Genomic DNA, 10,113 nt, shown 5'->3' with positions numbered 1-10,113 from the left:
CGGGGTGCGGCCGGTGGCCGGGGCCGCGCTTTCGCGGTCGTCGGTCTCGGCGGCCGGCCCCTTGCGGGGGCGCGGGACAATGGACGGTGGCCCACCTGAAGGCGGTGCCCAGCGAACCGTACGAGGAGGACAAGACATGGCGGAGCCCACGCCGCGTCGTCACGAACCGCGGCTACGCCCCGCGCCCCTGATCTTCGAGCCCGCGGAGGCGGCCGGCGATCCCGAGCACTTCTTCGACCTGGAGTCGATCGAGGATCCACGGACGCTGCTGGCCCGGGCCACGGAGCTGACCCAGGCGTTCCGCGCGGCCGCCGACCGGGCCGCGGAGTTCCAGGCCATCGCGGCGGCCCAGCTCGCCGACCCGCGCCGATTCGACCGGTTGACCCCGGCGGGTATCGCCGAGCAGGCGGAGTGGACCGAGGACTACGCGAAGAGGATGGTCGAGTTCGGGCGGGACCTGATGAAGGGGAACGCCGAGGGCCGGACCACGGCCGACCCCGTGTGACACCGAGGGGCCGGACCGCCGCCAGCCCCGTGTGACACCGGGGGCCGGACCGTCGCCGGCTCCGTGTGACGCCTGAGCCGGGTCGCTCCGCGTCGCTTTCCCCGCACGTCACCCCACCCCGCTCGTCCCCCACGCAGCGCGGCAACCCCACACGTAAGCCCGCCTGGCATATGCCAGGCGGGCAAGATACTCCTCCCCCACCGCCCCTGTCTCGTCTTTCCGCAACTCAGAAGAACGGTCCGCTCACCCCCGGTACATGTAGGTGTCATGAGCTGCGCACCGAACGTCACCCGAGTCACCTCCGACGGCGCCGACTGGCTCGCCTCGGCAGGAACGTATCCGCGGAGCACGCTGGCCCTCTGGGAGGAGCACCCGGACGCCCCCGTCGTCCTGCCCTGCGGCACCGTCTTCGACGTGGTGAGCGCGCCGGCGATCTTCGGCCGCCGGATGCTGGACCGGTTGTGGGACGACGGCCCGGGTTCGGGCCCGGTCGCGGTGTTCCGCGGACGTGTGCTGATGTTCGCCGCGCCGGGTACGGCCCAGCGGCTGCCCTCGCTGCTGGCGTGGGAGGAGTGGGGCTCACACCGTACGGAGGCGGTGCCGCCGCTGCTGTGTCACGGCACGGGGGACGCGGTGACCGTCCCGGCGCCGGCCGGCGGCGACAGCCCCGGCGCGGCCCGCTGGCTGGTCGCCCCGGACACCCGCCACCCCTGGCTGCCGGGGCCGGAAGTCGTGCTCTGGGCGGCCGTGCGAGCCGCCCGCACGGCGGTGCGGATATCGATTTTTCCTCCCGCCGACCAGGATGCTAAGGTCTACGACGTCAGCAGGCGCCGCTAGCTCAGTTGGTTAGAGCAGCTGACTCTTAATCAGCGGGTCCGGGGTTCGAGTCCCTGGCGGCGCACGCGCATGTAGGACGGCGGGTCCGATTCGAAAGAATCAGGCCCGCCGTCTTCGTATACACGGGCACGTGCACCGGCACTCGCACCGGCACTCGGCATCAGCCCTTCACCCCCGGCGTGATCCGCACCGTCCACGCCCCCGATGCCGTCCTCGCCTGCACCTCCACCCGAACGCCCTCCCCGGGCACGGTGAAGCTTTCGCCGAGGGCGACCGGCGCGTCGGCGAGGGGCGGGTAGACCGAGTTCTCCCAGCAGGCCTCGGTGTGCGGGTGGGCGTCGACGACCTCCACCGGGCCGCCGCCGGACTCCGCCCCGCTCCTGATCCGGTACACCAGCACTCCCTGCCGGCAGCCGTCGCGGTCGTTCCCCGCCGGGCCGCGCGCCTCGAAGCCCAGGGCGCCGTCGGGCCCGGTGCGCACGATCGCCAGCTTCACTCCGTGCCCGAGCCCGAAGGCCGGGGCGCCCGCCGCGCCCTGCACCGGGATCCCCGGCCCGGCCTCCAGCGGCTCCAGGGTCAGCCGCGTCGAGCCCACGCCGCGCACGCACACCACCTGGCGCGGATCCAGCCAGCCGAGGCGCCATTTGTGCCAGGCGAACATGTCGGGAGCCAAACCGAACTGACTGCCCATCAGATCCCAGTCGCCGACATAGGTGTCCCAGTCGCCCTTGCCGTCGTCCGGGCGGTGGTAGAGGTCGGGCAGGTCGAAGACATGTCCGGTCTCGTGGGCGAGGACCAGCCGGTCCGGGGGGTGTTTCTCGAACACGGTGACGACCCGGCGGATGTCCGTGCCGTCCACATGCGCGGGCGTGTCGAGGTTCACGACCTTCGTGGCGTCGGAGTCGACGCCGGGTGCCTCCGGGTCGGCGACGAAGTACACGACCTGGTAGCGGGAGAAGTCGACCTCCTTGTCGGCGACGGCGAACGCGTCGCGCAGATAGGCGGCCCGGTCCGCCGCGCTCCAGTCCCGCTTCATGGCGTACGCCGTGGATGGCCGGGGCATCCGCAGCCAGTGCCGCAGCGGGTGCGGGCGGAGGGTGAACCTGCCGTAGGAGGCCTGTTCGTAGTAGCGACTGGTGGCCGGGAAGTGATCGGCCGTCAACTCGGCGGGCGTGACGTTCGGGACGGCGTCCGGGAAGGAGAGGAAGATCAGCACGGCGTCGAGCGGGTGGGTCGGGCGGGTGTAGTCCGGGTTCCAGGTGTCCACGCCCTCGGAGTGGTGGGCGTCGGTGCGGTGCAGGGCGCAGGGGGTGGTGGAGAAGGGCTCGGCGGCCGAGCGGCCGGGGGTGAGGATCGAGGTGGCGGCGAGCGCCGACAGCGTGGTGCACACGGCGGCGGTGCTGCGCAGCTTGGGCACGGACTCGACCTCCCGATGCGGTTCGCGGGACCCACATCCAGGTTGGTGTCATGTGTTGCGCTTTGCCCTGTTTATCTGCACCACTAGGGTGAGTGCGCCGTAGGGCGCGCCCGCGCGCTCCGGCGCTCGACATCCCGTAACACTCACGGAACGTCACAACTGGTCGAGGGCTTGAAGAACGGGCCCACGCGCGGGCAGAAACGATCTGTCAGAAATGGTGTCCGGTCCGGGACACTGGAGAGTGGCTGGAAGGGCCCGGGGCCAGCCTCTATGATCGGCACACTTTCCGGCACGGACAGAGATCGAGTGCACTGCGGGAGCGAGCGGTGAGCGGAACGTCCGAAGGGCCGACGCCCGCGGCAGACCTCGACCGGTCAGCCGTAACAGACAGTGATCACACCACCTACCACCGTGTCTTCGCGACTGCCCCGCTCGCCATGGCCGTCGTGGACCGCACCGGACACGTCGCCGCGGCCAATGCGGCCTTCGGCGAGCTGCTCGGCGGCGATCCGGACACGCTCATCGGGCGGGTCGCCGCCGACCTGGTGGACCTGGCCTCGGACACCCGGAGCTGGCACGCCTACCGCGAGGTCCTGCGCGGCCGGCAGGCCCGGCTGCGCTGCACCCGCCGGCTGAAACACCCGGAGGGCCACTCGGTGTGGGTGCAGGTCACCGTCGGCCCGCTCGGCGACGGCGAGCCCGGGGTGCTGCTGTCCGCCGCCGACATCAGCACCCGCCGCGAACTCCAGGCGCGGCTGAGGCACTTGCAGATGCACGACCCGGTGACCCGGCTGCCCAATCGCACCCTGTTCTTCGAGCGGCTGACGGCCGCGCTGGAGGCGGAGTCGTACGAGCAGAGCGGCACCGGCCGGATCGGTCTGTGCTACCTGGACGTCGACGGCTTCAAGGCCGTCAACGACACCCTGGGGCACCGGGTCGGCGACCGGCTGCTCGCGGCCGTCGCCGAGCGTCTGACCCGGGTGGCCGACGAGGCCGGCTACGCCCGGGCCGTCACCCCGCTGGTGGCCCGGCTCGGCGGCGACGAGTTCGCCCTGCTCGTGGAGGACTCCACCGGCACCGAACAGCTCGCGGAGCTGGCCGAGTCGGCGCTCGTGGCGCTGGAGGCCCCCTTCGATCTGGCGGGCCAGCGGCTGTCCCTGACCGCCTCCATCGGTGTCGTGGAACGCCATGCGGCGGGTACGACGGCCACCGGTCTGATGCAGGCGGCCGATACGACGCTGTACTGGGCGAAGGCCGACGGCAAGGCCCGCTGGACCCTGTTCGACCCCGAGCGCAACGCCCACCGGATGACCCGTCAGGCCCTGTCGTCCACCCTGCGCCCCGCCATCGACCGCGGCGAATTCGCGCTCGAATACCAGCCGTTGGTCGGCATGGAGGACGGCAGGCTCAGCGGGGTCGAGGCGTTGATCCGCTGGAATCATCCTCAGTTCGGCACACTGACGCCGAATCGGTTCATCGGACTGGCCGAGGAGGACGGCTCGATCGTGCAGCTCGGGCGCTGGGCGCTGCACACCGCCTGCCGCCAGGCCCGCCGCTGGCAGCTCGACCACCCCGGGGAGCCGCCCATCTTCGTCAGCGTCAACGTGGCCGTGCGGCAGGTGTGGGACTCCGACCTGGTGGCCGACGTGGCGCAGACCCTCGCGGAGACCGGACTCGCCCCGCATCTGCTGCAGTTGGAGCTGACCGAGTCGGCGGTGATGGGCTCGGCCGGCCGGCCCCTGCAGGCCCTGCAGGCGCTCAGCGACACGGGCGTCCGCATCGCCATCGACGACTTCGGCACCGGCTACTCCAACCTCGCCTACCTCAGCCGACTGCCGGTCTCGACACTCAAGCTCGACGGGTCCTTCGTGCGCGGCTTCCAGTACGAGGGCGACGCGCGGGCGCTCGCGCCCAACCCGGCCGACGAGGTCGTCGTCGAGGCGATGATCCAGCTCGCCCACCGGCTCGGCATCACCGTCACCGCCGAGTGCGTGGAGACCTCGGCCCAGGCCAGCAGGCTGCGCAGGATCGGCTGCGACACCGGCCAGGGCTGGCTGTACTCCCGCCCGGTGCCGCCGGACCGTATCTCCGAACTCCTCGGCGCGCGGGCCTACGCGGTGGGCAATCCGTAGGCGTCCGCGATCAACTCGTAGGAGCGCAGCCGCAGTTCACCGCGGTGGGCGTGGGAGACGAGCATCAGCTCGTCCGCGCCCGTGCGCTTGTGCAGATCGTCCAGGCCGGAGCGGACCTCGTCGGCGGCGCCGTGCACGATGTTGGACGTCCAGGAGGTGATGAACTCCTCCTCCGCCGGGCTGAACTCGTGCTTCTCGGCCTCGTCCGGGTCGGGGAACAGGCCCGGCCGGCCGGTGCGCAGCCGGAGCATGTTCAGGGCCATCGCCCGGGTCTGCCGGGCGGCCTCGCGCGGGTCGTCGGTGGCGAGGGCGGAGACGCCGATGAGGGCGTACGGCTCGTCGAGGACCGTGGAGGGGCGGAAGGTCTGCCGGTACAGGTCCAGGGCCGGGATGGTGTTCTGCGCGGAGAAGTGGTGCGCGAAGGCGAACGGCAGGCCCAGCATCCCGGCGAGGCGGGCACTGAAGCCGGAGGAGCCGAGCAGCCAGATGGGCGGCCGGTGCGGGGACTGGACGCCGCCGGGGGCGGTGGCCTGCACCGGCCCGGGGATCGCGTGGATACGGCCGTACGGATGCCCGTCGGGGAAGTCGTCGTCGAGGAACCGGGTGAGTTCGGCGAGCTGCTGCGGGAAGTCGTCGGCGCCCTCGTTCAGGGTGTCGGTACGGCGCAGGGCCGCGGCCGTGGCCCCGTCCGTGCCCGGCGCCCGCCCGAGGCCCAGATCGATCCGGCCCGGCGCCATCGCCTCCAGCGTGCCGAACTGCTCGGCGATCACCAGCGGGGCGTGGTTGGGCAGCATGACGCCGCCCGAGCCGAGCCGGATGCGGTCGGTGTGGGCGGCGAGGTGGGCGAGGATCACCGCGGGGGAGGAGGAGGCGACGCCCGGCATGGAGTGGTGCTCGGCGACCCAGTACCGGTGGAAGCCGCGCGCCTCGGCGAAGCGGGACAGCGCGACGCTGGTGCGCAGCGCGTCACCGGCGGTACTGCCCGCGCCGACGGTCACCAGGTCCAGTACGGAGAGGGGGACGGGGGCGGTCCCGTGCGTGGTGCCCCGGATCTCGTCTGCCGACACGGTGTGGGCCTCCTGTTTCGCGGCGTGGGGTGTTCTGCCGGGGCTTAACAGGAGACAGTCTCCGCTTATTCCCGCCTCAGACCTGAATGATCGGTTCCCTGGTGAACAGCGCCCCCAGCGCGGGCGCGTTCACCCGCCGGTCGGCCAGCCTGAGCCCCTCCCACACCGTCACCTGGTTCGCCGTGAGCACCGGCTTGGACAGCGCCTTCTCCAGCAGCGGCAGATGCGCCGCCGTGTGCAGCGCGGTGTCCGGCAGCAGTACGGCCTCCGCGTCGGAGGCGTCCGCGGCCCGCGCCAGCGTCAGCACGTCCTCCTCCCCCCACGTGCCGACCTCCGCGGCCGTGATGATCCCCGAGGGGCGCACCCCGGTCACCTCCAGACCGCCGGCTCGCAGGAAGTCCGCGAACAGCGCGGCGATGTCCTCCGGATAGGTCGCCCCGACGGCGACCCGTCGTACCCCGATCTCCCGGGCCGCGTGCACGAAGGCGAAGGACGTCGAGGACGCGGGCATCCCGGCCAGCCGGGCGAGCGTGCGCACCTGCTCCTGCGCGCCCTCCCAGCCGTGCACGAACCCGCCGCTGGTGCAGGCCCACACCACCGTCTCGGCGCCGGTCAGCCGCAGCGTCTCCAGGCCCGCCGCGAGCCGCTCGGCGGAGCCCATCTCGCGCAGCGCCGCCACCCGGTGCGCGTCCTCGCCGATGTCGGTGTGGACCAGGTCCACCCGGATGTCGCTGCCCAGGAGCTGCTCGATGCGTGGATAGTCGTCCTCGGCGGAGTGGCCCGGGTAGAGGAATCCGAGTGCGGTCATGTCCAGCCTTCCTGCGTCTCTTCCGGCGACTCCGCCGGCATCACGGGGGGCCAGGCTCGTGCCGACTCGTCCAGCAGCGCCTGATAGGGCCCCACGGCTGGGGTACCCAGCCGGCGCAGCGCCGCCCACATCGTGACCTGGTTGGCCGACAGCACCGGGATGCGCAGCTCGGCCTCCAGCTGGGGGATCACGTCGTACGTCGGCAGATTGGTGCAGGAGATGAAGAGCGCGTCGGCGCTGCCGGGCCGGACCGCCTCCCGTGCCATGGCGACGACGTCCCGGTACGGCACCCGCCAGATCTCCCCGGTCAGCCCCATGAAGGCGCACCCGGTGACCTGGACGCCGGCCTCGGCGACGAACTCCTCCAGCGCCCGCGTGACGGACACCGTGTACGGCGTGACCAGCGCGAGCCGCTCGATGCCCAGTTCGGTGAGCGCGTCCAGCAGCGCCCCGGAGGTCGTCACCGAGGGCGGGGCGCCGGCCAGGCTCATCGCCGCGCGCATCGCCCGCTCCCCGGTGATCCCGCCGACGAAGCTGCCGGAGGTGCAGGCGTAGGCGACGACCTCGGGCGTGACGGCGGTCAGCGCGCGCACGGCGTCGCCGAGCGTCTCGTGCTCACTGACCAGCCGGGCCAGGTCCAGGCTCACCTCGACCGGTACGAACGGGGTGCGGGTCAGATGCAGCGACACGTCGTCGGGCACCCAGCGCCACAGCTCACGGTCGAGGGCGAAGTCAAAAGGGGCGACCACCCCGACACCGCGCTGGGGGCGGGGGCCGCCGAGAAAGGTGACGTCCATGGCAGGTACCGCCTCACACGGGAACGACCAGGGGCAAAGGGCGGCGAGTACGCCCGTGTTGACGAAGGTAGATTCGGGTGCGAGCGTGGTCAATCCGCGCATGTCACCGCGCACGTCATCGCGTATGTCAGACGCCGGGAGCCGCCCCGTATGACGTCCCTGCCCACCCTCCTCGTGCTGGACGCCGAGCCGCCGCCCCGGCTCGGCCGGCTCACCGGCCGCGCCCGGATCATCCACACGGACGCGGCGCACCTGGCCGAGCGGCTGCCGACCGCGGACGCCCTCCTGATCTGGGACTTCACCTCGCACGCGGTGCGCGAGGCCTGGCCGGGGGATGGACCGCGGCCGCGCTGGGTGCACACGGCGAGCGCGGGCGTGGATCATCTGATGTGCCCGGAACTCGCCGCGTCGGACACGGTGGTGACCAACGCGCGCGGGATCTTCGACCAGCCGATCGCCGAGTACGTCGCGGCGCTCGTGCTGGCGGTCGCGAAGGATCTTCCGCGCACCCTGGAACTCCAGCGGGAGCGGACCTGGCGGCACCGGGAGGGCCGGCGGGTGGCGGGCACGCGCGCGTGCGTGGTCGGCTCGGGCCCGATCGGCCGGGCGATCGTACGGACCCTGAAGGCGCTCGGCGTGACGACGGCGCTGGCCGGCCGGGTCCCCCGGACGGGCGTCTACGGCCCGGCCGACCTGGACCGGCTGATGTCCCGCGCGGACTGGGTGATCGCGGCGGCGCCGCTCACCGAGCAGACGCACCGCATGTTCGACGCCCACCGCTTCGGCGTGATGCAGCCCTCGGCGTTCTTCATCAACGTCGGCCGCGGTCAGCTCGTCGACGAGGACGCGCTCGCCCACGCGCTGACCCGGCGCTGGATCGCGGGCGCCGCACTGGACGTGTTCACCACCGAACCCCTCCCCGAGCACAGCCCGCTGTGGGGTCTGCCCGGACTGATCGTCTCCCCGCACATGAGCGGCGACACGATCGGGTGGCGGGACGAACTGGGTACGCAGTTCGTGGAGTTGTACGAGCGGTGGGCGGCGGGCAGATCACTGGTGAACGTGGTCGACAAGAAACGCGGCTACGTCCCCGGCCACTGACCGGGCCACTGAACCACCAGGAGGGTGCATGCAACTCACCGACCTGACCGCCGTCCAGCTCCTCGACGGCTACCGCAAGGGCGAGTTCAGTCCGGTGGAGGCGACCGAGCAGACGCTGGAACGGGCCCGGCGGATCCAGCCGGAGGTGAACGCGTTCGTACGGCTCACCGAGGAGGACGCGCTGGCACGGGCCCGGGAGTCGGCGGAGCGCTGGCGGCGCGGGGAGCCGGCCGGGCTGCTCGACGGGGTGCCGGTGACGGTCAAGGACATCCTCCTCATGCGCGGCCACCCGACCCTGCGCGGCTCGAAAACCATTGCCGAGCAAGGGAGTTGGGACGAGGACGCGCCCTCGGTGGCCCGGCTGCGCGAACACGGCGCGGTGTTCCTGGGCAAGACCACCACGCCCGAGTTCGGCTGGAAGGGCGTGACGGACTGCCCGCTCACCGGCGTCACCCGCAACCCGCACGACCCCACCCGCACCGCCGGCGGCTCCAGCGGGGGCAGCGCGGCGGCGGTCGCGCTCGGCGCGGGCCCGCTGTCGCTGGGCACGGACGGCGGCGGCAGCATCCGCATCCCGGCCGCGTTCTGCGGCATCTTCGGCCTGAAACCGACGTACGGCAGGGTGCCGCTGTACCCGTCGAGCCCGTTCGGCACGCTGTCGCACACGGGCCCGATGACCCGGGACGCGGCCGACGCGGCCCTGCTGCTCGATGTCGTCGGGAGGCCGGACGCCCGGGACTGGTCGGCGCTGCCGCCCGCACCGGGCTCCTTCACCGAGGGCCTCAAGGGCGGTGTACGCGGACTGCGGGTGGCGTACTCGCCCTCCCTGGGCGGCCAGGTCGCGGTCCGGCCGGCGGTCGCGGCGGCCGTACGGCGCGCGGTGGCCTCGCTCGCCGACCTCGGTGCGTACGTCGAGGAGACCGACCCCGACTTCAGCGACCCGGTGGAGGCGTTCCACGTCCTCTGGTTCACCGGCGCGGCCCGGCTCACCCAGCGCTTCTCCCCGCACCGACGGCAGCTCCTCGACCCCGGTCTGCGCGAGATCTGCGTCCAGGGCGCCCGGATGAGCGCGCTGGACTATCTGGCCGCGGTGGACGTCCGCATGGACCTCGGCCGCCGCATGGGCCGCTTCCACGAGCGGTACGACCTGCTGGTGACCCCGACGCTGCCGCTGACGGCGTTCGAGGCGGGGGTGGAGGTGCCACCGGGCGCGGCATACCAGCGCTGGACGGGCTGGACCCCGTTCACCTACCCGTTCAACCTGACCCAGCAGCCCGCGGCGACCGTCCCGGTGGGCACGGACGGGTCCGGCCTGCCGGTCGGCATGCAGCTCGTGGCCGCCCGGCACCGGGACGACCTGGTCCTACGAGCGGCACACGCGCTGTACGAGGCGGGAGCGGTGTGACGCGGCCCAGGCGGTGATCCCGGCATACCGCGATCCGGCTGCCC

9 protein-coding genes and 1 tRNA gene are annotated in these 10,113 nt (G+C 72.6%); 6 read left to right on the top strand and 4 right to left on the bottom strand.

Annotation, left to right across the window (positions count from 1 at the left end):
- Window positions 1–136 precede the first annotated feature (136 nt).
- The 3 genes from AB5L52_RS27870 to AB5L52_RS27860 all read left to right on the top strand — a co-directional run bounded on the left by AB5L52_RS27870 (window position 137) and on the right by AB5L52_RS27860 (window position 1,406).
- Window positions 137–505, top strand: a complete 369-nt coding sequence (locus AB5L52_RS27870) for a hypothetical protein (protein WP_369366856.1) — start codon at window positions 137–139, stop codon at window positions 503–505.
- A gap of 267 nt (window positions 506–772) precedes the next feature.
- Window positions 773–1,342, top strand: coding sequence for a bifunctional DNA primase/polymerase (locus AB5L52_RS27865; protein ID WP_369366854.1), 570 nt, complete (start codon window positions 773–775; stop codon window positions 1,340–1,342).
- Window positions 1,333–1,406 (top strand) — tRNA-Lys (locus AB5L52_RS27860). The genes AB5L52_RS27865 and AB5L52_RS27860 overlap by 10 nt, the downstream gene beginning before the upstream one ends.
- A 96-nt stretch (window positions 1,407–1,502) precedes the next feature.
- On the opposite strand, the gene AB5L52_RS27855 is transcribed toward AB5L52_RS27860, so the two are convergent.
- On the bottom strand, window positions 1,503–2,759 hold the full coding sequence (locus tag AB5L52_RS27855; RefSeq protein ID WP_351563028.1) for a M6 family metalloprotease domain-containing protein: 1,257 nt from the start codon (window positions 2,757–2,759) through the stop codon (window positions 1,503–1,505).
- 326 nt (window positions 2,760–3,085) lie between these two features.
- Here AB5L52_RS27855 and AB5L52_RS27850 point away from each other — a divergent pair, with 326 nt between their 5' ends.
- Window positions 3,086–4,891 carry a bifunctional diguanylate cyclase/phosphodiesterase gene (locus tag AB5L52_RS27850; RefSeq protein WP_351025715.1) on the top strand — a complete coding sequence of 602 codons (1,806 nt, stop codon included), beginning with the start codon at window positions 3,086–3,088 and terminating at the stop codon, window positions 4,889–4,891.
- Here the strand turns inward: AB5L52_RS27850 and AB5L52_RS27845 are convergent.
- From AB5L52_RS27845 to AB5L52_RS27835, 3 genes are all read right to left on the bottom strand, one after another.
- Window positions 4,870–5,958: an LLM class flavin-dependent oxidoreductase gene (locus tag AB5L52_RS27845; protein ID WP_351563030.1), complete on the bottom strand. Its 1,089-nt coding sequence runs from the start codon at window positions 5,956–5,958 to the stop codon at window positions 4,870–4,872. The two genes, AB5L52_RS27850 and AB5L52_RS27845, sit on opposite strands and share 22 nt — an antisense overlap.
- Before the next feature lie 76 nt (window positions 5,959–6,034).
- Window positions 6,035–6,766 carry a decarboxylase gene (locus tag AB5L52_RS27840; protein ID WP_351025710.1) on the bottom strand — a complete coding sequence of 244 codons (732 nt, stop codon included), beginning with the start codon at window positions 6,764–6,766 and terminating at the stop codon, window positions 6,035–6,037.
- Window positions 6,763–7,563 (bottom strand): decarboxylase, encoded by an 801-nt coding sequence (locus AB5L52_RS27835; RefSeq protein ID WP_351025708.1) that lies wholly within the window; start codon window positions 7,561–7,563, stop codon window positions 6,763–6,765. Before AB5L52_RS27835 ends, AB5L52_RS27840 begins: the two co-directional genes overlap by 4 nt.
- A 150-nt stretch (window positions 7,564–7,713) precedes the next feature.
- Between AB5L52_RS27835 and AB5L52_RS27830 the strand changes: the two genes are divergently transcribed.
- Together AB5L52_RS27830 and AB5L52_RS27825 are read left to right on the top strand one after the other, a co-directional pair.
- Window positions 7,714–8,664, top strand: a complete 951-nt coding sequence (locus tag AB5L52_RS27830) for a D-2-hydroxyacid dehydrogenase (protein WP_351025705.1) — start codon at window positions 7,714–7,716, stop codon at window positions 8,662–8,664.
- A gap of 28 nt (window positions 8,665–8,692) precedes the next feature.
- Window positions 8,693–10,069, top strand: a complete 1,377-nt coding sequence (locus tag AB5L52_RS27825) for an amidase (RefSeq protein ID WP_369366850.1) — start codon at window positions 8,693–8,695, stop codon at window positions 10,067–10,069.
- The last annotated feature ends 44 nt before the right edge of the window (window positions 10,070–10,113 follow it).

Source organism: Streptomyces sp. CG4, assembly GCF_041080655.1.
Classification (GTDB): domain Bacteria; phylum Actinomycetota; class Actinomycetes; order Streptomycetales; family Streptomycetaceae; genus Streptomyces.
Note: the sequence above shows the minus strand (reverse complement) of the source record. Positions and strands in the feature narration are given on the sequence as shown.